This window comes from Mycoplasma haliaeeti (genome assembly GCF_048284645.1).
Lineage (GTDB): Bacteria > Bacillota_I > Bacilli_A > Mycoplasmatales > Metamycoplasmataceae > Mycoplasmopsis.
In genome coordinates this window covers 168,433-193,201 of the sequence record NZ_JBLWAB010000001.1, presented here as the reverse complement: position 1 = coordinate 193,201, position 24,769 = coordinate 168,433, and the positions used below count along the sequence as shown (strand labels likewise).

The 24,769-nt window shown below is 30.1% G+C and carries 10 protein-coding genes and 1 tRNA gene; 4 read left to right on the top strand and 7 right to left on the bottom strand.

What is annotated here, in order from left to right; all coding sequences use genetic code 4:
• Positions 1 to 211: 211 nt before the first annotated feature.
• From ACNQ2T_RS00605 to ychF, 7 genes are all read right to left on the bottom strand, one after another.
• Positions 212 to 796, bottom strand: coding sequence for a hypothetical protein (locus ACNQ2T_RS00605; protein ID WP_418035722.1), 585 nt, complete (start codon positions 794 to 796; stop codon positions 212 to 214).
• A gap of 9 nt (positions 797 to 805) precedes the next feature.
• Positions 806 to 1,234 carry a hypothetical protein gene (locus ACNQ2T_RS00600; protein WP_418035721.1) on the bottom strand — a complete coding sequence of 143 codons (429 nt, stop codon included), beginning with the start codon at positions 1,232 to 1,234 and terminating at the stop codon, positions 806 to 808.
• Positions 1,235 to 1,303: 69 nt separating this feature from the next.
• Positions 1,304 to 2,230: an SPFH domain-containing protein gene (locus ACNQ2T_RS00595; protein ID WP_416741544.1), complete on the bottom strand. Its 927-nt coding sequence runs from the start codon at positions 2,228 to 2,230 to the stop codon at positions 1,304 to 1,306.
• Positions 2,231 to 2,310: 80 nt separating this feature from the next.
• A tRNA-Trp gene (locus ACNQ2T_RS00590) sits at positions 2,311 to 2,384 on the bottom strand.
• A 284-nt stretch (positions 2,385 to 2,668) separates the two neighbouring features.
• The gene (locus ACNQ2T_RS00585) at positions 2,669 to 3,250 is read right to left on the bottom strand and encodes a hypothetical protein (RefSeq protein WP_418018217.1); all 582 of its coding nucleotides are present in this window, start codon (positions 3,248 to 3,250) and stop codon (positions 2,669 to 2,671) included.
• Positions 3,251 to 3,356: 106 nt separating this feature from the next.
• Positions 3,357 to 5,105: a hypothetical protein gene (locus ACNQ2T_RS00580; protein WP_418035720.1), complete on the bottom strand. Its 1,749-nt coding sequence runs from the start codon at positions 5,103 to 5,105 to the stop codon at positions 3,357 to 3,359.
• 87 nt (positions 5,106 to 5,192) lie between these two features.
• The gene (ychF, locus tag ACNQ2T_RS00575) at positions 5,193 to 6,293 is read right to left on the bottom strand and encodes a redox-regulated ATPase YchF (protein ID WP_416755179.1); all 1,101 of its coding nucleotides are present in this window, start codon (positions 6,291 to 6,293) and stop codon (positions 5,193 to 5,195) included.
• Between the two features lie 109 nt (positions 6,294 to 6,402).
• On the opposite strand from ychF, the gene ACNQ2T_RS00570 reads away from it, so the two are divergent.
• The 4 genes from ACNQ2T_RS00570 to ACNQ2T_RS00555 all read left to right on the top strand — a co-directional run bounded on the left by ACNQ2T_RS00570 (position 6,403) and on the right by ACNQ2T_RS00555 (position 24,701).
• Positions 6,403 to 8,049: an MAG5620 family putative phospho-sugar mutase gene (locus ACNQ2T_RS00570; RefSeq protein WP_418018221.1), complete on the top strand. Its 1,647-nt coding sequence runs from the start codon at positions 6,403 to 6,405 to the stop codon at positions 8,047 to 8,049.
• Between the two features lie 32 nt (positions 8,050 to 8,081).
• Positions 8,082 to 9,446, top strand: coding sequence for a histidine--tRNA ligase (gene hisS, locus ACNQ2T_RS00565; protein WP_418035719.1), 1,365 nt, complete (start codon positions 8,082 to 8,084; stop codon positions 9,444 to 9,446).
• Positions 9,430 to 11,142, top strand: a complete 1,713-nt coding sequence (gene aspS / locus ACNQ2T_RS00560) for an aspartate--tRNA ligase (protein WP_418035718.1) — start codon at positions 9,430 to 9,432, stop codon at positions 11,140 to 11,142. The genes hisS and aspS overlap by 17 nt, the downstream gene beginning before the upstream one ends.
• A 209-nt stretch (positions 11,143 to 11,351) precedes the next feature.
• Positions 11,352 to 24,701: a hypothetical protein gene (locus ACNQ2T_RS00555; protein ID WP_418035717.1), complete on the top strand. Its 13,350-nt coding sequence runs from the start codon at positions 11,352 to 11,354 to the stop codon at positions 24,699 to 24,701.
• Positions 24,702 to 24,769 lie beyond the last annotated feature (68 nt).

The window sequence follows — 24,769 nt, the reverse complement described above, 5'->3', positions numbered from 1 at the left end:
ATGATGTTAAACAAGTTGAACAATATTTTGACAAAAAACTTATAAATACAGTTGAAATTAAAAACCCAGCCTTACAACAAAGCTGGGAGGACTACCAATTAATATTAAATATTTTTAATCATTTAAATATTAAATAAAGTTTCAAACCAACTACAGCATTCACTGTGGCTGGTTTATTTTATTATGCTACTGCTGGGAAACGCAGGAGGTATTATTCAGCTTCACTTTCATTAGAAGTTACTAATTTTACATATTTTAAAATTTTATCGACTAATTGTTGCTTAGTAATTACACTTCCATGAGATCCATGTATTGGATATCTAGGAATTGAATCATCTAAGTCTTGTTCACTATATTCAGTTGTGAGCTTTTTAGCAAGGTCTAAGAACTCTGTAATAAAGTATGGATAATCATCTTCGTTAGGGTATTTAGCTCTTGCAACTTCTTCCATTTGTTTTAAGTTATCTCTTAAAGCTTGAACTATAGTAACCATTGGGGTTGATACATTTGCGACCTTTTTTAAGTTAGCTACTACTGTAGCAAGCAAGTTAGCATTTGTTTCTGCCTTAGGTTTTTCTTTTTCGGTGTTGTTATTTGTTCCATTGTTATCACCACTACTTGTTCCTGGAGTAGTTTGATTTTCATTCCCGTTAGTTGAGTTTTCTGGATTTGTTGATGGCTGTGGTGTAGGATTTATAGGTTTAGTTTCTTCTTTTTGCTGTGTACATTGAGCTGCAACTAAAGGTAAAATTGCACTTGCTGAAAGTAATGGAATAAGTGTAAATTTTAATTTCATAAACATCCTTTATTTTTGTTTTATTTGTATTTCTGTCTTGTTTTTTAAATCATAAATGGATAATTGATGATGCTTGCAAGCAATCATTTTAGCCATGAACTTAAAGTGAATCAATTTTACTTGATCAACATATAAGCATGATTTAGAATAATTATATCAAAATCCAATATGTCCTTGAAATTTATCAATTGCAGCTAAAATATCATCTAGTAGGGCAGATTGTAGTGAAATTGTATTTGGATCAAAGTGTGCCTTATACAAAGTCTTAATACCTACTAAATAGCCATGCTTTAATTTCTTTTTAGCTGGTCCATTAAATAATGTCAGACCATGAGATACTTTTAACTCTTGTAGCAAGGTTAAAAGATCTTGTTTATTTAGCGCTGGCCCTTGGTTAAAACATAAATAAGTAAAGTTACTATTGCGATTTGAAAACATAATTATCCTTATATCTTAATTATACTTTTTAGATAAAAAAGTATCAGCGAACTGATACTTAAAAATATACTATTTTTTATCACTTTTAAAGATTTCAGCACCTGCTGCAACTACACTAGCAACATCAGCTAGATTTGGTGGTAAAATGATTTTTGTAGCTTGCCCATTGGCAATTTCACTTCATTCTTGAATTGATTTAAGTTTTAAGAAGGCTTCATTAATTCCGGCTGAATTAATTAATTCAATAGCTTCTTTTTCACCTTGAGCTTCTAGAATACGTTTTTGCTTTTCAGCTTCAGCTTGTAAAATCTTTTGTTGTCTTTCAGCTTCAGCATTTAGAATTGTGCTTTCTTTTTCACCTTGTGCTTTAAGAATTAAGCTTTGTCTAATTCCTTCAGCTTCAAGAATGTTAGCACGTTTATCTCTTTCAGCTTGCATTTGTCTAATCATAGCTTCTTGAACTTCACGAGGAGGAATAATATTTTGAATTTCAATCCGATTTACTTTAATTCCTCATGGATCACTAGCTGCATCTAGAATTTTTGTAAGTTTAGCATTAATAATTTCTCTTGATGTAAGTGATTCGTCTAATTCAATTTCACCAATTAAATTACGTAAAGTTGTAGCTGTTAAATTTTCAATAGCTAATCAAGGTCTTTCAGCACCGTAAGCAAATAACTCTGCATCTACTATTTTAAGGTAAATAACTGTATCTACCTTGATTGTAGCGTTATCCTTTGTAATAACACTTTGAGCAGGAAAATCCATTACTTTTTCTTTGAAGTTTTCAACAAAAGCCTTACGATCTAGGAATGGAATAATAAAGTGAAGTCCTTTTCCTAAAGTTCTGTGGTATTTTCCAAGTCTTTGAACAATTACGAAATTAGTTTCTTGGACAATAACAATTGACTTAACTAATGCAATAATTAAAATAATTAAAAAGATTAAGCCAAAGATTGAACCAAATACTGTTCCAATAATAGCACCTGTTGTCATATTTGTCTCCTTATATATTCGTATAATTTAATTCTACTAAATTTAACAAAAAAATTAGCTACTCGCTAATTTCTTTCATATGGCGGAGGTTAAAGGAATCGAACCCTTATCATCGGTTTTGGAGACCACTATATTGCCATTATACTAAACCTCCATTTAATACTTATTAATAATACCAAATTTTCTTTTTCTTGAGAGAAAAAGCTTTTTAATACTAAAACAATCTGAAATAAAAAGAATTAGCCAGTGACTAATTCCTATAAAGATATGAATGAAATCTCTTTACTTTTAAATATTATCAAATTTTAGGCAGGAATAGCATGATTTTATGCCTTAATTTTGCATATTTTTAACTTATTTAAGGCTATGTAATTCTACTATATAGGCAAAAGGCTTCCAGCATACTAATAAAATAAAAAAAGATAACCAATGTTATCCTTAGCTTGAATGATTTGGATTTAATACATCAATAGCTTCACCAAGATATTCACAAATCATGGCTCATTGGAATCTTGTTACTGAAGTAATTTTACCAGCAAGAATATCTTGTATTAATTCATATACAGCAACTTCTTGACTTGTATTATATGGATCATTTTCATTACTTGTATCAAGTTGTGCATATTCATCTGATGATAAATAGTTACTTAAATCTTCATAAGAAACTGAAATAGTAAAATTTATATCTTCTCTTTCATTAGCTATTAAATCACTTTGAATGATTTTATTAAAGATTCTTAAACCATTTTTTAAGAATAAGAAATCTTGTGCCGAAACAGGTTGATTTAATGCTATTTTATCTTGAAATTCATCGCGATATTTATCATCCATAGTGTGTCAATTTAATTCAAGAGTCTTGACCAATTCTGTCTTGTTTTTAAATTTCACATCTTTACCTGATTCTAGTTCAGAAAGTAATTTTTTATGTACATCTTCATAATTACAAGCAACTAAGCTAGCTGGTAGTATAAGTGCGCTTGCACTACCAAGTGTTAAAAATATTTTATTGATTCTTGTCATATCTTCCTTTAAATTAATTTATTTATCTTATAAGATTATATAACAAATACATTTGAGATTATTATTTTGCATGTTTTTATATATTTAAAATTTAGAAATTGATCGCTTATTTTTGATTTAAGAACTCACTCATAGGCTTAAAAGCATCTAGCTTAGGAAAATCGTCAGAGTAAATAAAGAAACGATAGATTTTTTCTAGCTCAGCAACATTAGCATTATATCCAGCAGTCTTATTGCTGTAATTAAGGTCGCGAACAACCATATTAAAGGTTTCTGGTAGTGGGAAATTGTTTGGATCAACAAATAATAAAGCTTGTTCTAGATTGATATTGAAGAATTCTTTTAGCATTGCAATAGTGGTTAATAATGAAGTACTAGAAGCTTGAATTCCAAATAATTTAGTTCGAATTGATTTACCATCTGTAAAATCATTTTTATCAAAGAACAAGCTATTGCCTTTTGCAATTTGAGCAAAATCTAAAGCTAGCATATTTTCTCAAGAAATTGAAGGATCTAAAACAATAGCATTACTATCTTTTCCTTGTGTTAAGGCACTTAAGAATTCGTTAGCTTGTTCTTTTTTAAACACAGGGTGCAATTTATAAAAGTAATTGTATTCTTTAGGTGGATATAACTCGAAAATTTTGTTTATATATTCCTTAAATTCAAGAGTTTTAGGAATATCTAGTGTTAGTGGTAATACATTATTTTCATATCTAAATAGTGAAGAGCCAATAAAGATTAGATTTTTCTTTTTAGGGTCATAGTTTTCTTTTCCTCTTGTTACAAGGTCTAAAACAGTTTTATCTTCTAGTCTGATTAGTTTTAAATAACTATCTAAAAATTCTTTTTTATCTATATGCTTGCTTAATTGTAAAGCTAAAGTGTCAAAACTTAAAGGATAAGCATTAATATCAAGTTGTGCTCAGGCCTTATCTTGTTTTTCAAATAGCTTATTAAAGTATTTTGCATAGTCACTTACAGAATTGTAAATTTTAAATTTATCCTTTAGAGTGTAGAAATAATGATAATCAACAGGCAATTTTCCGCTCCGGTGGGCTTGAGTTCAAAATTCTAAAAGTTCTTCTTGGCTATATGAGGTAGTTTGTTTATCAACTCATGGGAAATAATTCTCACGAATAAATCAATATGGTTGTGCATTTCCATCACTCAAAATGACAATTTTATTAGCATGTGCTATGATTCATTCAATAGTAGCTCAATCTAAAGCAATAAAACTAATATCAGGAATATAAAAGTCGAACTGATCTACTTTATCTAGATATCCATCTAAATAAGCTAGTAATTCCTCCTTACTACGAGGAAAAACAGAATATTCATAGGAATATTTATTTGGATTTAATGCATCAGAATTATTTATAACTCTTAACGCTCCTGCATTGACATTTAAGTTTCCATTTGCATCTTTTAAAGCAGTATCGCCAAATTTGTCAAGTAAAGCTCCATAATTAAAACGTTGTGGCACATTGTTTAGTGTTTGTTGATAATTGTTTACAACTGTATCAATTAGGTAAATAACGTCGTTATAAGGACTTTTAACTGTTTGACTTTTAGCTATTTGCAATTGGCCTAGCATTGAATAAGCACTAGAAATCAAATATTGAGAAGCATTTCTACCAATAAAGACAGATGGATATGGGTTAGTGCCAGAATCGATAATATCGTTGATAAATGCTTGGTATTTTAACTTATTATCAGTTTTAATAACTTGTCTTCTATCCTCATCTTCTAGCTTTTGATCATAGTTATTTTTACAACTAATAGTGCTAGCTGCTAGACTCAAACTAGTTAAAGATAGGCTTCATTTAAGTAAGTTTTTTAATTTTAGTTTCATGGTACTATTTTATCTTAAAAAGTCAAAATAAAAAATTAGCTACAAGCTAACTTTCTAGTTTAATTATAAATCTGACATTTATAATCATTATTTTCCGAATTTAAAGTGGCAAATATCACCATCTTTCATTACATAATTTTTACCTTCTGAACGAAGTTTACCAGCATTTTTAGCTCCAGCTTCACCACCATAAGCTACAAAGTCTTCATAAGAAATAACATCTGCCTTGATAAATTTCTTTTCAAAGTCACTATGAATAACCCCAGCACATTGAGGTGCAAGTCAACCTTTGTGGTATACTCAAGCTCTTGCTTCAACTTTTCCTGCAGTAAAGTAAGTTTCTAAATTTAATAAGTCAAAAGCTTGACGAGTTAAGATATCAAGTCCACTAACTTCAATTCCATACATTGCTAGTAATTCCATCTTTTCATTTTCATCTTCAACAGCAATTAGTTCAGATTCTAGTTGTACACAAATTGGAAGTAATTTTTCGCCAGGTTTCAATGAAGCTTGTAAAGCTGAAAAGTTCTTATCATTAGCATAATTTGCAAATTGATCATTGCTTAAGTTAGCTACATAAATAATAGGTTTAAAAGTTAATAAGTGGTAACCTTTAATAAATTTAGCTTCGTTTTCATCTAATTCAACATCACGAGCTGGGATATTATTTTCTAAGGCTTCTTTAATTTTACTTGCTGCATTAAATTCAATGATTCCATCTTTATCACCCGATTTAGCTTTTTTAGTTACCCGGTTAATAACATTATTAATAGTTTCTAAATCAGCTAGCATTAGTTCAAAATTAATAACATCTTTATCACGAACTGGATCAACTGAATTAGCCACGTGCATAATGTTTTTATCTTCAAAACATCTTACAACATGAATAATAGCATCCACTTCACGAATGTTAGCTAAAAACTTATTACCAAGTCCTTCACCCTTTGAAGCTCCTTGCACAAGTCCAGCAATATCAACAAAGTCAAAAGTTGCTCAAACAATTTTATCTGGGTTAACAATTTTAGCAATTTCGACTAAACGAGGATCGATTAATGGGACTGAAGAAATATTTGGCTCAATGGTTGTGAAGGCATAGTTTGATGCTTCAACTTGCTTTTTAGTGATAGCACTAAATAATGTACTTTTACCAACATTTGGCAATCCGACAATTCCGGCTTTTAATGACATATTATCTCCTTGAAAAAATCTTAGTTAAAATATCTTATATTTTACATTAATATGCTGAAAGGCATTTTTTTAATTTGATAAAATTAAACTAATTAATCAAAGGAAAAATATGCAACAAAAAAATGAACATAAACTAGCAAGTTGATATAACTTATATCAAAACAATAATTTAATTGATTTTAGCTTTGAACATTTTGTTCGTGAAATTGATAACTTGTTTCCTAATAACTCATTTTATACTCGTCCTAATTCAACAGTGTATGGAATTGAGTTTAATAGCCTAGATCAATATGGCTTTGGAAACTTAAATATCTATACATTATTAAATTTAGCTGATATCTTTGAGATTACTCATAATAAATCTGGTCTCTTTCGTAAGAAAGCTAGAATCTTATTTGCTACTAGTGAAGAAAGTATCTTTCCAGCTAATTTAGGACAATATTTAACTAGTTATTTAAAGGATAAAAAGCATTTTGTCTATGGCTTTAATGTATCACAAGTAAATCAATTTGTTTTTCAAGCTGCAATTAATTCACTAGATATTGATTATGCTTTTTATCTTAACTTTAATCCATGTAATAATAAATATTACCTACAAATTTATTCAGGTAAAGGTTTAATTTCACTAGAAGAACAAGAAGAATTAATTACTCAACTTTATCAATGAAAGAAACATTTTATTTTTCCAAATAATCATGAATTAATTACGCTTAATATCAATAAAGTTATTGATAGTAATATTAAAAAAGTTTTAGCTAGATATGTAAATCGTGAAAATAAACTTGATTATTATGCTTCACTTTCAGTTTACTTAATGGTTGAAGATGATAGCGCTTCTTACATTCTAGAACGCTTCTTTAATCAAGTAAATATTAAGTATTCTAAGCTAAATCCAATGCTAAATAAAGATTTACTTTCACCTTCACCAATTGTTTTTTGAAGATGACTAAGAACTGCCAATTATAAAGCTGATCTAATCATTATTTTAAATAAACATAATGACTTAAAGCTTATTACTCGGACAAAAGAAGGGTATGTAACTTTAAATGATGATGAAATTGCCTTCTTATATATCAATAGTCAATACTTACATTGAAAACAAAAAGGCTTGCTTGAAAATGAACAAATTTTTATTCCTATGAATGCAGCTGACTTTATTATTTCAAATCTAGAAAACTATAAAATCCAATATAAATTTGAAAATGAATTGTCTAATGCAAATAATGTCTTATTTGCCTATGGGCAAGGCTTTTCAAATAGTTTAGAAATGAATTTGAATTATGATAATTTGGAATTCTTATTTAATTTTTGCTTCATGTTATTAAACTATAAGGAAAATAATAATTTATTTACCTTTAAGTATAAAAAGATGACTGAAGCTAGTCATTTTACTTCACTAAATACTTATAGTGTAAAGAAAAATGTTGCTGAAATGCAAGTGTTATTTGATTATTTAATAGCTAATCCAGATGTGCTAGGCAAATATAAAATTGAAAAGCTTAGAGCAATTAATTATGACAGTAATAAATATCAATATTTATTTAATTTACGCCTAAAAACCAAGCATAATAAAAACAATATTTATGTCTCATTTAATAAGTCAACTAACCAAGTAGAATTTAAGTTTGAAACCAATATTAACCTATATAAAATCAACCATTTTATTGAAAAGTGATACACAATTTACATCCAAAAGAAAATTGTCAAAAAGCTTACTTATTTAGTTAATAAACTAAATAAGTCAAAAAAGAAATAAGATATAATTACAAAAGCAAAAAAGAGGTAAAAATGATAAATAAAATCAAAGGAACTAAAGACTTCTCAGTGACAGAAGCAATGTTAAAAGACTTTGTTTTAACATCATTTGAAAACGTGGTGACAAAACACGAATTCAAAATGATTGAAACGCCTATTATGGAACAAAGTGCTTTATTTAAAAGATCAGTAGGTGAAAGCGAAATAGCTAAAAAAGAAATGTATGAATTTAAAGACAAGGGAGATAGAGATATTTGCCTTCGTCCTGAAGGAACAGCTTCTTTTGTACGGGCATTTGTAGAAAATAAATGATATGCAGATGATTTTGATCGTTTTGCATATTTTGGTCCAATGTTTAGATATGAACAACCACAAAAAGGTAGATATAGACAATTTTATCAAGCTGGTGTTGAATATGTTGGAAGCAAAAACTATCTAAGAGACGCTGAAGTTATTTTAACAGCTAACGATTTACTTGACTTATTTAACTTAGAATATGAATTAAAAATTAACTCAATTGGAGATAGTACTTCACGTGCTAATTATGAAGCTGCACTATATGAATACTTAATTCAATATCGTGATCAATTAAGTCCAATTTCACAAGAACGTTTAGCTAACAAGAAAGTACTTCGGATTCTAGATGATAAAGAAGATAGTAAAAAGGATTTCATGAGAAATATTCCTTTAATTCAAGACTACTTATCACCTGAATCAAAACAATATTTCGAAAATGTGCTAACTACTTTAGCAACTAATGGAATTGAATTTACTATTTCAAATGAATTAGTTAGAGGACTTGATTACTATGATGAAGTAGTCTTTGAATTTGTTTCTAAAGATAAAAATGCTGGAGCTCAATCTACTTTAATTGGCGGAGGAAGATATTCTAACTTAATTAAAGAATTAGGAGGTCCTGACCTTTCTAGTGTTGGATTTGGATTTGGTGTTGATCGGCTAATTGATCTCATTAGAGATGATTTTAATGAAGTAACTCATATTGAAACAGAAGCAAGACATGTAGATATTTATATTGCAATGAGTGAAGATAGTTCAAATATTGATTATGCTTTCTGACTTGCAAATAACCACTTAAGAAACTTCTTTAGTGTTGAAGTTGAACTTGAATTAATTAAAGCTAAAAAGATTATTGATAAAGCTAATAAACACACAGCCCAATTTATTATTTATGAAGACAAGATGCTTGGTAATGATTTATTAAATGTAAAATCATTAGTTACAAAAGATAAAATTTCATTTGGTAAGAATTTACATGGAATTGCTGACTTATTTACATTCTTAATTGAAAATGTAGAACAAGAAACTGAAATTGAAATTGATGAAATAGAAGAATATGTTGCAGAAGAATTGATGGGGAAAAATGAAAAAGACAATTAATAATAATCAATTAAGACTTGCGGATGCAGGTAAACAAGTTACTTTATATGGATGAGTAGCTAACAAAAGAAAATTTGGTGAAATTAACTTTGTTGACTTAAGAGATAAATTTGGTGTAACTCAATTAGTGTTTAATACACCAATTACTTTTACTAAAGAATCAGTTTTAGAAGTTAATGGTACTGTAGTAGAAAGAAAAGATAAAAACCTTGATTTACCTACTGGAGAAATTGAAGTAGTAGTAGATTCATACAATGTGCTTTCTAGCTCAAAAGAACAATTACCATTCCAAATTAGAGATGATATTGATGTTAAAGAAGAATTAAGACTTGAATACAAATTCTTAGACTTAAGAAGACCAGTAATGCAAAATACTTTAAAACTAAGAAACGATATTATTTTTGCTATTAGAGAATACTTACAAAGTGAAGCATTTACTGAAGTTGAAACACCTATTTTATCTAAAGCAACTCCAGAAGGTGCACGTGATTTCTTAGTACCTACTAGAAATAAAGCTAATGCTTTTTATGCTTTACCTCAAAGTCCACAATTATTCAAACAATTATTAATGATTGCTTCTCTTGAAAAGTACTACCAAATTGCTAGATGCTTTAGAGATGAAGATTCAAGAAAAGATCGTCAACCTGAATTTACTCAACTCGACATCGAGGTAAGCTTTATGGATGTTGAATCATTCCAAAGCTATATTGAAGGACTATTCAAATACTTTATGAAGAAAGTTATGAATGTTGAACTTCAAATCCCATTTGATCGTGTTAAATACGATGAATGTATTGATAAATATGGAACTGATAAACCAGACTTTAGATATGGAAATGAAATTGTTTCAATTCCTGAATTCTGCCAAGCTAGTGACTTTAATATCATTAAAAATGCAAGCAGTATTCGCTTATTAAAAATTGATGAAGTTATTAGTAAAAAAGACTTCAAAAAACTTGAAGAAATTGCTAAGAAAAACAAAGTTAAAGCTTTATTCTACTTTACAGTTGAAAACTTCCAAGTAGCTGAAAGTAACTTTGCAACTAAAGTACCAGCTAGTGAAATTGAATCATTAATTAAGAAACAAAAGAACCAAAATGGTACTTACTTAATTTGTGCTGATAAATATGAAAATGCATCACAAGCTCTTGGAGCACTTAGAGTTGAACTTAACTCATGATATAAATGAGCTAAGGATGAATATAACTTCAAATGAATCATTGATTGACCAATGTTTGAATATGACGAAGAAAATAACTCTTGAGCAGCTGCTCACCACCCATTTACTCAATTTGATAATACACTAGAAGAACTAGACAGATTACCTAAAGAACAAATTAGAGCCCGCAGCTATGACTTAGTGTTAAATGGATTTGAACTTGGCTCAGGTTCAGCTAGAATTTATGATGAAAAAATGCAAGAAAAAATGTTTGAAATGATTGGTCTAAGTAAACAAGACCAACAAAACAAATTTGGTTTCTTCCTTAAAGCATTTGAATATGGTGTACCACCACACTGTGGAATAGGACTTGGAATTGATCGTCTTGTTATGATATTAAGCAATCATAAGACAATTAGAGATGTTATTGCCTTTCCAAAGAACTCAAAAAACGAAGATTTAATGACTCAAGCGCCTTCAAATGTTGAACAATCTCAACTAAATGATGTTTACTTACAAATTACAGAAAATAAGTAGAAAAAATTATTAAAAAAATACCATAAAATCCCATTTAAGCCTAAAAAAGTGGGATTTTTTTATTTTTTGCCAAAATGCTATAAAAAATAAAAAAGAGTATAATATGGATGTAATTATATACAACAAAAATTTGCATTTTTGCAGATTTAAAGCACTTAGAGCTTAAAAATAGACAAAATTACTTTTTTAAAAAAATGTAAAGGAGAAATATGTCAGAAAAAAACAAAAATGGGAAAGCTAAGAAAATACTTTTCACAGTAGCAGCAACTACAGCTGCCTTAACTTCACCATTATTAATTCTTGCAGGTAACGAAAATGTGGTAGAAAACGATGGTGTTTCTACTGTCTTTCGTCCTGATTTAACCACTCAAGGAAATGTGGACGTTAAAGAATATACAGATGTAAAGAACAGATATTTTGCAATCCATAGAAATCTAAATCAATATTTCGCTGATAAATTAAATGTTGAAAGTTTAGTTAAATTTACAACTGAGCCAACAGAGGATGAATGAAATAAACCAGAACAAACATGGGAAGTTGTTTTTGATTCAGCATTTTTAAAAGGTCATGATGGATATTCATATGGACAAAGAGCGCTTGGTTTTGCTCTTTCAAATGACCTTGAATTAATTCCTGGTTCAATCACTTTTAAACTTGATTATGTACAAAAGGATGATTTAAGTAAGAAATTTACATATTATCCAGGTTATACTTGAGAAAACCCTGATGTTTTATACCCAGAATGAGATTCTACTAAGTCATTCTACAAAGATAATGCTGAAAAAGAATGAAATGCTAAGAGGGATATAGGAGAAAGAAAAGGACTTTATCTTAGAATAGCGGATAAAGACAATAATTTTTATCCAGGTTCAGAACAAGCATTCAAAGGAGAGGATGATAAAAAAGCATATTGAATTAAAAACTATGCCTTTGACACTGATAATGGAACAAATACTATCGGTAATATTTTGTACAATACAGATACTAACCCAGATAAAAAATTATCAATTAACATTTTTCCTGCACCAGTTAAAACATGATCATATTGATCCTCATATTACCCTCGTATTAATGCGATGGAATATATTACAGCAGATGCTGATAAAAAGTCTAAACAACCATCAATATCTCCTTTCTGAGCAGATATTCTATTTTCATACAATTTAGATACTGATGATAGCATCGATGGTTTAGTAAATGCATTCGCTCCAGCTATAAATAAGGACCCATCTGGAAGTGGGGATAGCAAAGGAATAGAATTACAAAACTTTTTAGTAAAAAAAGACGAAGCTGATCGAACACCAAATTTCAATAATTATAACGAAGTGAAACATAATTTTGGTTCAATGTTCTTAATGAATATTGATAATGGTCTTGAAAATCGTCCTGGTGATTCAAGTTATAACACAGCAAAACCTGCTTATAAAGTTACTATGAAATTTAAGACAAAGAGAAAATATGATGATGTCTTAACAGGAATGACTAAAGAACAAAGCACAAAGAAAATTAAAGACAATGCTTATATAAATAAAAAACCAGATAAATCATTCGTAACAGCACTTTACCATGCTGATTACTATTATGACCCTAGATATACAATGCATACAGAGGTTAAAGAAAATCCTAGTGCAAATGGAAACATGAATAACCAATTTTCAGCTGAAGTAACATCTTTTGCTAAAAGAAGTGCAGACAGAAATGTTACATTCAACATAACGGAAAGCTTTAAACCTCGTGAAGGGCATGATGATAGATTCCCTAAAATCTCAGGTTATAATGTTTTCAAGGGAGAACAAAAAATTGATTCTATCAAGGTTGCTTGAGATAACCTTAAAAATGGTGAAATTTTCAATAAAGAAGGAAAATTCAAAACACAATTATCAGTTAATTTAGACACTTTAAACCTATCAACTATTGATGATTTAAATGATTTAACATTAGTTCCATATTACTCTGATGATAATCCAGAAAGATATGAAGGATTATTTAAATGAAATACTAAATCAACCAAGTTTAGATTCAACAAAGAAAATGGAACATTAACTGGATCAATTGATTACTCAATAACCGATGAACAAAAAAGAAAAGAAGCTTTAGATGACAAGTTTATATCATCTAAATTACCTTCTGACTTGTTATACGAAGATACACCTTTAACAAAGAAACAACGTGCAGCAATAAGAGCAGCTATCGGAAATGACTATGCTAGAGCTCGTTTTGATGGACACAGTGTTAAAAATGGAAATTCTACTCTATATAATGGGTTCTGAGAAGATTTAATTAAATCAGTATCAAAAGCAAATAAAGAAAAAGAAGTATTAACAAAAGCTGACACAAATGTTAAAGATTCAGTAAATTATAGATTATCTGATAATAAAGAAACAATTGATGAATTAGTTGACAAAATTAATAAACTTAAAGCTGAAGATTTAGAAACATTTAAGATTGGTCAAAACTACCCAAGTCAAGAAATTTACTTCGAAAGTGGAATTGACCCAAGAACATTTGACTTTAAAGATACAGTTGATAAATTTAATCAAGCTGTTCAAGCAATGAATGGTCAAGCAGTTTATGACGAGTTAGTTGCTGGATATAGCAAAGTAGTTGCTAACTATGCAAATAGTACAGCCTTATATCAATTAGCAAAAAGTCTAAACAATAATAAAGATAAAGTTAATAACTCATTGCTTGATATAAAAGCATTACAAGACAATGTAAATGCTCTTGAGGATTACTTAAAAACAACTGTAACTAAAGAAACTCTTGACAACTACAAAGCAATTGTTGATCAATACTTAAACAACTTTGGAAATAATAGTGTAGTTGCAGCATTAGTTGCTACAGCAGATAATACAGAAACTCCTGAATATAAATTATTATCTAAATGATTTGCAGGAAATACTGAAGCTTTTAATGAAATATTAAATACTGTAAACCTTAATAAAATAGCTGAGAAAATTGCTAAAAATAATGAAGGTACTGAACAAGTTAAAGCATTAACTAAACAATTAACTGATGCCCTATATACAATGAAGTATTACTCTGATTTTGCCACTCTTAATACTTGATATCCAAATGAAGAAAGTGGCGAACTTCCAAAATTAGAAGTAAAAAGCTTAAATTATGAACCAAATGAACAAGTAAGAACACGTATTCATGAAGAGTTAGACCTTATACCTGAAGCACAACGTGCAGCTGGATTTAAAGCTAATATACTTGAGTTTATTAAACACAAAAATGAAGTTCTTAGTGAATTATCAACAAAATTAAACGCTTTACTACAACAACAAAACTTTAATTACTGAGATTTATTGGCTAAATATGCAAAAGACAATTTAGGAACTGATGTTATTTCAGATGTTGAATTACAAAGCCTTATTAGTCCGTTAAAACTTGCAGTAACAAATGTTAATAACTTTGAAAACCTTGCAATATTATCTGATACAGGAGTTCAAGATGTTATTTATTCATACATCTTTAATAACTGATTACTTAAATCTGATAAATATGCTTTACTTGATGCAAGTGCTAAAGAAGCTGTAACTAAGTCATTAAAAGATTTATTTGACAAATTAGCTACAGTATTAAAAGAAAATGCTCAAGCTGAAACTTTAAGAAAGAATTCTCTAGGTTTAAATGATACTTATTTAGAAACTATTTTAGATAGCAAGATGCTATTAAAAGATAGTAAAACTGTCGCAAATACATTATTAAACTCAAGCAATGGAACAAACTTAATTAAACCAGTTGCTGATTTAGAAAAATTATTAAATAACAATATTCAATTCTCAGCTCTTAAAGCAGCAGCTGCTGCAGCTAAAACAAAAGCTGAAGGATATACAAATGTAAAGAACCAAGAAGTTCTTAATAAATTTAAGAAAGAAATTGATGATTCAATTACTGAATATAAATTATCTTCAGTAAGAATTGCTCAAGATCAAGGTTCTGCATTCTATGAAACAAATGCAACAGTTAAAGAAGATTGAGAATCATTAGGAGACTTCTATTCATTAAATAACTTAAGCAAAGAAAACTACGCAAAAGAATTTAAAGACTTGAAAGAAGCTACAGATGCTAATGTTGATCAATTCTACAAAGCTAAATTAGATGAACTAAAAGCTTTAAATGACAAGATTGATGAATTAGTCAAAGCTATTAATAATACAGACTTAAGTTCTGAAGCTAAAGAAGCTTTAACAGGATTAGCTCAACAATCAGCTACAGTTCAAGCTGTTGAAGCTATCCAAGCAAAACTTAACACAGTAGTTGAAGCATACAAAAAACTTGATGATGCTGAAAAAGCTGCAAATAATGTTAAAACTCAATCTGAAAACAATTATAAATTCGCTTTAAATGAACCAAAATTAGCTTTTGATACATTATTAGCTTCATTAAGTGAAAAGAAAGCTGAAATTAATAAGACAGAAGTTACAAAAGCTGATGACTTAGATAAAGTTGTAAGTGCATTAAATACTTTAACTCAAGAAATCACAACAAAACAAGGTGCTTTAGATGGTGAAAAACAATTAAAAGAATTACAAGATAAAGTTACTAAAGAAGTCCTTCCAGCATATACTGAAGATCAAATTCAAGGATTAAAAGATGCTTTAGCAAAAACAGCAGATCTTGATGCTGCAAAAGCAAAAGCAACTCAATACTCAGAATTTAACTCACAAATTGCTACAGCTAAAGAACTTGCTGCTAAATTTGATGAAATCACAAAAGAAAATAAATACATTAATGCTACAAGTGATAAGAAATCTGCTTATGATACTTCAGCTAAAGCTCTAAAACAATTTGTAGAAGGTTACCAAGCTAAAATTAATGAATACAAAACAAATAATTCTGATACTTGAACAAATAACCTTCCAGCAATGAAATCTGAATTAAGTAAAATTGTTGAAAAATACAATCAAGACTTAAAAGCTTTAGATGGTGATAAAGCTCTTGAAGAAGCTAAGAAAGCTAAAAACGATTTAATCGATAAATTTACAAACATTTCAGATTCATTAAAAGCTGCATTTAAAGAAAAAATTAATCAAGAAACAACAACTCAAAATGTTGATGCTAAATTCAATGAACTTAAAGATATTGATGCTGCATACGGTACAACAATTAATCCATTAACTAAGTTACAAGGATTAATTAATAGTGACAAATTCGAAGCTCTAAATGGTGAACCTGAATACAACACTATTAAAGAAGACCTAGCAAAGATTGAAAAGAATTTTGACAATAAGAAAGGTAATGTTGATTTAACTAAAGAAAAAGTTGAAGAACTTTTAAGTCAAATAAATTCTGATAGTAAGACAATTGAAACTAAGTATGAAGAATTTAACAAATACTGCGAAGAACAAAAGAATAAAATTAAAGCACTAGAATGACTTGCAAATCGCCAAAAAGAAACTTTACAAAATGAAATAGATAGTGATAAAAATAAAGCTCAAGTTAATGCAACAGTAAAAACAGCAACAGAAGTAAATACTTCAATGAAGAATTTACGTGATATATATGCCCAAGCTGAAAAAGTTAAAACTACTCCAAAATACTTAAATGCATCAGATGGACCTAAGGCTGATTTTGATCAACAAATCTCTGGCCCACAAGTAAACCCTGACGATCTGATGGTTGCAGAGCCTTCTATAATCGATGAAACAGCTAAAGAGTTAAAAGATGCCATTGATCGTCTTGATGGTGATAATGTTCTAGATAAAGCAAAAGAAGATGCTAATAAAGAAATTGATAAATTAACAAACTTATCTGAAACTCAAAAAGCAGCAGTAAAAGCTGGAATTAGTTCAGCTAATGAAGTTAAGGATATTAATGATTTAGTAAATAAAGCTAAAACATTTGATAAATCAATCCAAGATCTTAAAGATCAAGTTGCTACAGATACAAACAATAAACAAACAACTAAATACCAACAAGCTGATAAAGAACCTAAAGAAGCTTATGATGCTAAAGCACAAGCTGTTGCAGATAAATTAAAAGAATTACAAGACCTTGCATTAGATAATAACTTAGCAAATGCTACAGCTAAAGAAACTGAAGGTGCAAGTGCAATTCAAGCAGCTAAAGAAGCTTATGCAGGATTAAATGGTGATAACAAATTAGCTGATGCTAAATCAAAAGCTAATGGTGCACTAGATGCTTTAACTAATTTAAATTCAGAAGTAATAAATAACTTTAAACAAGAAATTGCTCAAGCTAATGATGTAACAACTGTAAATAACATTAAAGATAAAGCAGTTGCTCAAAATACATTAGTAGGTGATATTGTAAGTTCATTATCACAAGCAGAAGCTCTAAAACAAAACAACTCTGTATATAATAAAGCAACACAAGAACAAAAAGAAGCTCTTGAAAATGCTATTAAAGATGTTAAAGACAACATCTTAGATTCATCTGCTAAGAAGATGAAACCAAATAATTTAACTGATCAACTTCAAGCCAAAAAAGATGCTATTGATAATGCAATCAAAGCAATTAACAAGCTATCAGGTGAAATTACTGAAGCTCAAAATAAAGCTAAAGAAGAAATTAATAAGTTACAACATCTAACACAAGCTCAAAAAGATGCTTTAAATGCAAAAGTAGATGCTGCAACAAGTATCCAAGCTATTGATGGTATTGTTACTGAAGCTAAGACACTAGATACAGCTACAAGAGCTCTTAGAGAAGCAATTGCTAAAGGTAATGAAGTTGATAAGGGAGCAAATAATTATAAATTTGCTGATGAATATAATCAAAAACACTTCGATGCTATGGCAATTGAAGCTAAAGCAGCACTTGAATCAGGACTTGCTGATAAGAATGCTGAAGTAATTAACAGCATAGCTCAAAAATTAATGCAAGCCATCGAAACTTTAAATGGTGATGCTAAACTTAATGCTAATAGAGATGCTGCTAAAGAAACAGTAGATAAATTAGACAACTTAACTAAAGAACAAAAAGACAGCATTAAAGATAAGATCACAAATGCTAAAGATGATGCTGAAGTTAAAAACTTAACAGCTGCAGCTGAAAAATTAAATAAAGCTCTTAAAGAAGCTCAAGAAGCTGCTAAGGCTGCAAATACAGCTAAAGATAGTGATAACTACAAACAAGCTTCACAAACTCCAAAGAATAATTTTGATTCTAAGAAACAAGTTCTTGATTCAGAAATTAGTACAGCTAAAGAAACAAATACATTTGAAAATGCTGATGCAATTAATAAATTAGCTGACGAATTAACTAAAGCTACTGAAAATTCAAACACTGCTAAAGATGCTTTAGATGGAGATAAATTATTAGCTGATGCTAAAGCAAAAGCTCAAAGTGCATTAGATAACGCTAAACATTTATCTGAAGATTACAAGAAAGCTTTACAAGAACAAATTAATAATGCTAAAGAAGTTGCTAAGTTAGAAGAACTTGCAACAAATATCCCTGCACTTGATACAGCTGCTGGAAAATTAGCTGAAGCTGCCACAAAATTAGCTCAAGCAATAGCAGATCCTGAATATGCTAATGCAAGTGAAGATACAAAAGCTAAAGTAGCTCAAGCTCAAAATCAAAATAAAGACTTATTAACTAATAGCTTATTAAATAATGGAAAAGACAATTCAGCTATTCAAGCTGCTCTTGGGGCAAATAACTCTGCTTTAGAAGCTATTAAAGCTGATAAAGAAGCTTTAGCAACAGCTAGAACAAAAGCAAAAGATGAATTAGCTAAATTAACAAACTTAAGTAAGACTCAAAAAGATGACATTACAAGCAAAATTAATGAAGCTAATACAGTTGCTAATGTAACTGCTGTGTTAGATAATGCTAAAGTTATAAACACCAAAATGGGTGAATTAATTGAATGAAACCAAAAGATAGAAGAAGCCAAGGGACAAACTAAATATACTCAAGCTTCTGACAATGTTAAGAAGAATTTTGATACCATCTACAATGCTCAAAAGAATATCTGATTAAAAGATAATCAAGTAAGCATTGACCCTAGTGTTATTGATGGCGTGATAAATGGCATGAAAGGTGTCTATAACACATTAGATGGTGATAAGAGATTATCTAAAGCAAAAGAAGATGCAACAAAAGCTGTTGAAGCATTAACTAATATTGATCAAAAAGCAAAAGATGCTGCTAAAGATGCAATTACTAAGACACAAACTGTTGATGCTGCTAATGCTATTGCAGCAAAAGAAACAGCATTAGATAAAGCTGTTGCTGATGCAAACGCTGCTTTAGATGATGCTAAAGCATTAAAAGAAACACCTCAATATAAAGAAGCTACTGACAATAAACAACAAGCCTTTGATAATGCTATTAAAGCTCTAGAAGATGTTGTTAAGACAGCTAAAGAACAAGCTAACTTAGAACAAGTTGAAACAGATACAAACGACTTACAAACTAAGAAAGCTGAATTAGAAAAAGCTCAATCTGCTTTAGATGGAAATACTAAATTACAAGCTGCTAAAGAAGCTGCAAAAACAGTTATTGATGGTTTAGAAAACATCGATACTCCAGTTAAAGAAAACTTTAAAAACCAATTAGCAGATAAAACTTCAACAAAAGATATTGAATCAGTTGTTGATAAAGCAAAAGCAACAAATACTGCTACAAAAGACTTAATTCAAAAAATAGCTAAAGCAAATGAACTTATTAACAAGGCAGATTACAATGTAGTTCCTGAAGATAAGAAACAAGCTTTACAAAATGCTTTAAAAGCTGCTAAAGATTTATTAACAACACAAGGTGATAAACTTAAAGCTCCTACAGAAGTTCTTGACATTAATAATGCTAAAGAAAACTTATCTCAAGCTATTATTCAAGCTTCAGGACAAGCTGATGAAATCTTAAAAGCTCAAAAAGCTGCTAAAGATGAAATTGATAAGTTAACAAACTTAACAGATCAACAAAAAGAAGCCTTAAAACACCAAGTTTCTTCTGCGGTAACAAACGAAGGAATTAATGCAGTTGTTGAAAAAGCTAAAGAATTAGATAAAGTTACAAAAGACTTTAAAGATGCTATTAATTCAGCTAAAGAACTTGATAAGAATTCAGATAAATACAAATATGCTGATGAAAACAAACAAAAAGCCTTTGATAACGATCTCAAAGATGCTGAAGTTGAATTAGCTAAAGGACTTGCAAATAAAGATAAAGATCAAATCAAAGAATTAAGTGAAAAATTAACTAAAGCTCAAGGTGATCTAAATGGTGAAAGCAAATTAGCTGATGCTAAGAAAGATGCCCAAGATAAAGTTCAAAACTTAACTAACTTAAGTGACGAACAAAAAGAAGCTATTAAGACTGCTATTAACAATGCTACTAGCCCAGAAGCTGCAAATGCAATTGCAAATAAAGCTGCTGAATTAGACCAAGCTATTGCGAAAGCTAAAGAAGCTCAAAAAGCTGCTACTGAAGTAAAAGCTACACCTAAATACACAGAAGCTAGTGATGCAACTAAGAATCCATTTGATACAAATGCAAATAAATTAGATAGTGATCTTACAAATGCAACTACAACAAAAGATTTAGCTACAGTTGAAAAACTTGATAACTTAGTTAAAGCCTTAACAGAAGATACAACTAAGATAAATGATGCAAATGCTGCACTAGATGGTCAAAGTCGTCTAGATACTGCTAAAGCAGAAGCTAATGGTGTAATTGCTGGCGCAAGCCAATTATCACCTCAAGCTGCAAACACATTTAAAGATACTGTTGATAAAGCTAAAACAATTGCTGCTGTAAATGAAGCTAAAGAAGCTGCCAAAACAGCTCAAGAAGCTGCTAAAGCCCTAGTAGATAACCTTGATAAAGTAAATACAGCATTACAAAATGCTGGAAGCACACTAGATGCAGCTATAGCTAAGGAAGCTAGTGAAGCTAAAGATAAAGCTAACGAATTCTTAGAAGATAACAAGCTAAAACAAGGAGCAGATGTTACCCAAGTAAACAAAGCTGCTGCTAAATTAGCTGAAGTACTTGGTAAGATTAAAGCTAATGTAGATGCATTAAAAGGTGCTCAAAATGATGCTATTGATGAAATTAATAAGTTACTAAACTTATCTTCTACACAAAAAGAAGCTTTAATTAATGAAGTTAAAGCTGCTCAAAGTACAGAAGCTGTAAATAATGCATTAACAAAAGCTAAAGAATTAGATAAAGCTATTGGTCAATTAAAAGATAATTTAGCTTCAATCGAAACAACAAAAGCTGTCGATAATTACAAATTAGCTGATGTTGATAAGAAGAATGAACTTGATAAAGTTGCTTCAGATAAAGACAACATTATGAAACAAGCAGCTGCTGCTTTAGATAAGAGTGCTATTGAAGCTTTAAATAGCAAGATTAATACAGCTAAAGAAGCTTTAAATGGAAATAACAATAAACAAGCTGCTAAAGAAGCAATTGATGCATTAAACAACTTAAGTTCAAACCAAAAATCAGTTGCTAAAGATACTTTAAACCAAGCTCAAGATAAAGCTCAATTAGATGCAAAAGTTCAAGAAGCTAAAGACCTAGATAGTGCTAAAGCTCAATTACAAGTAGCTAAAGAAAGCTTAGATGCTTTAATTAACCAATTTACAAAACCAAACAATATTAGTGAAGCTGCCTTAAGCTCATTCTACAAAGAAACTAAGGTCTTTGCAGATAACAAGAAAGCATTAGAAGATGCTCAAGAAGCTGCTAGAGTAGCACTTGAAGCTACAACCTTAAATGCAGATCAAGTTGCCAATGCTTTAGCTGCTATTGCAAAAGCTAAAGAAACTGCTACAAATACAATTGAAACTACTGTTGCAAACAACAACGCTATTGTTTCAGCTGCTAATATTGCAAACTTTGATATTGCTACAGATAAAGAAAAAGCTACAGTTGCTGCAACAAAAGCAGTAGATAAGAATGCAAATATCTACGAAGATGTAGTAGCTGCTCGTGAAGTACAACATCTAGCTGCTTTAGATAAATTTGCTAAATTCCAAGCTGCTTTACCTCAAGAATTAAAAGCTTCAACATCATTTAACGATATTTTAGATACAGCTAAAAGAGATTTAAACAATTCAAATAGCAAAGCAAGTGATGATGAAATATTAGCTAAAATACAACACCAATTATTAAAAGACAAATTAGCATTAGCTTATGATGCTGCTGCTAAAGAAAATATTTCAGAACAAATCCCGGCAGAATTAAAAGCTCAATTTGATGAAATCTTAGCTTCAGCTAGAGACATGCTTTCATATCACCACACAGATGTTAATACACCTAAAGCAACATACGACAACTTAGCTGATCAATTGTATGGATTCATGGCAAGAAATGAATTAGCTAACGTGATTGCTAAAGCTCAATTAGCTCCTAAATCAAGTCAACTTGATGCAGCTATTGCTCAAGGTAAAGAAGCCTTAAATAATAAAGACTTAACTCAAAAAGAACTTAAAGCTGCTAGTGATAAACTTGTAAATGAAACTAACAAAGCTAAACTATACCAAGCAATTAATAATGCTAACGACTTTGTTAAAGAGTTACAAGAAGGAAACAAAGAACACCACAGTGCTTTAAGAGACAGAATTGTTAATACATTAAGCAATGAAGATATCCCTACAGCAGTTGCTGCAGCTAATAAACATGATACTGAAGCTGGATATAATACAGCTGCTGCTGCGCTTGATAATGCTGTAGCAAATGCTAAGAAGACAATCGAAAATGTCTTCAAGACTCTTGAAGAATTAAGAGATAAGATTGCAAATATGCCTCAAGATCAAATCTCTGCTCCATTAAAAGAACAATTAGCACATGCTCAAACTATTAAGAAAGATAGTGGTGTTGTAGCAATTGAAAATGCTTTAGAAAACTTACAACACAAATATGCAACAAATGAACTTGATAAAGCTATTGCAGCTGCTCCAACAATTAATGATAAGTATGCTACATTAGTGCCAAGCATTGTTGATCAATCTCAAACTGTAAGCAATAACCCTCAAGCAAGCACACAAGAAATTGCCACCCAACTTGCAAAACAATTATTAAACAACGCTAAAGGAAATGCATTAAATACTTTAGCTGGATTAAACAACTTAAATAATGCACAAGCTAGCGCATTAGCAAATGCAATTGCACAAGCTCAAGACGCTAACCAAGTAGCTAATGAATTAAAACAAGCTCAAGACTTAGATAAAGCTATGGCTACATTAAAAGACACTTATGCTAAAGTTGATGAAGCTTACAAATCAGGAACAAACTTACCATACGAAGCCTTCTTTATCCCAGCAGATAAATTAGCCTTTGCTAAGGATGCAATTGCTAAAGCTGGCAAAGTAACTCCTGAAACTGGTGAAGTTTACTTAGATAACTTACCTGCTCAAATTGACCAATTAAACAGTGATTTAAATACTGCTCTTGATTCACTTGGACAAGGAAAAGGTCAAGCTAAAGCAATGGAAGAAGAATTTAATAAACTAAACAACCAAGCTAATACTTTATCAAACAACTTACAAGTAAATAGCAACAAGCTATTTAACTCACCACAAGCAATTCAAACTCAAGTTGCTCAATTACAAGGACAAATTAAAGACTTAAGTGACAAATACTTCAACAATCATGCTGCATACATGCAAGAAGGAAATGCTAAGTTGAAACAACTAGTTGATCAATTAAGCAACCTAAATGATCAAGTTGACCAATTCTCACCTCAAGTCTTTACTGGAAAAGACAGTAAGCGTATTACACAAGCTCAAGATGTAATTGACAATAATTCAGATTACACAAGTGATGTTGTTGCAAATAATAACTTAGATGCATTCAATAGAGCTACAACCTATCAAGATGCAATTAAGAGTCTAAATGATCAAGTTGCAACAAACAATGATCTTAAAGCAAAAATTGCTCAATTTGTTGCTAACTTAACTGATTCATTAAATACTAAGAAAGCACATCCAGAAACTGCTGCCTTATTAGGAGAAATACTCCAAACAGCAAAACCTGAAATTGTTAAAGAATTAACTGAAATGATGCAAGGTGCAGCTACTATCTTAGTTGCTGATCAAGCTCTAAAAACTGCATTAAATACTGAAAATGCAGGAAAAGCATTTAAGGATCAAATTAATTTAATTAATAATGGCCTTAATGCATTACCTCAAGTATCATTTGCAGCTTACCCAGAATTTGATAAAGCTCTAAATACAGCTAAAGACAATGTTAAAGACCATGCAAATGGAATTAAACAATTAATTCAAGCTCTTGACACACGTAATAGTGAAGAATTAGCTCAAGCAATTCAACTACTTAACAAGGTTGATAAGAATAATGCTAAATTAGCTGGCTTAATTCAAGAAGACGATTACATCGGAATCTTAAATAACGCTGATAATAAAGCAATTACTAAAGATGATTTAGCTACAGTGGATGCTATGAAGAATTCTTCAGAATACCAATTAGCTTCACCAGCTATTCAAGATCTATTAAACCAAGATTTAAGTGGTAAAAAACCATGAGCATGATGACCAATTGCAGTAGCTGTTTCAGCAGTTGCCTGAATCGCAGGTCTTCTTGCTATTCTACTTAAAAGAAAATAATACTTTTAAATCTCATAGGTAATCCCTATGGGATTTTTTTGTGCCAAAAAAGGCATAAAAAAATCAGC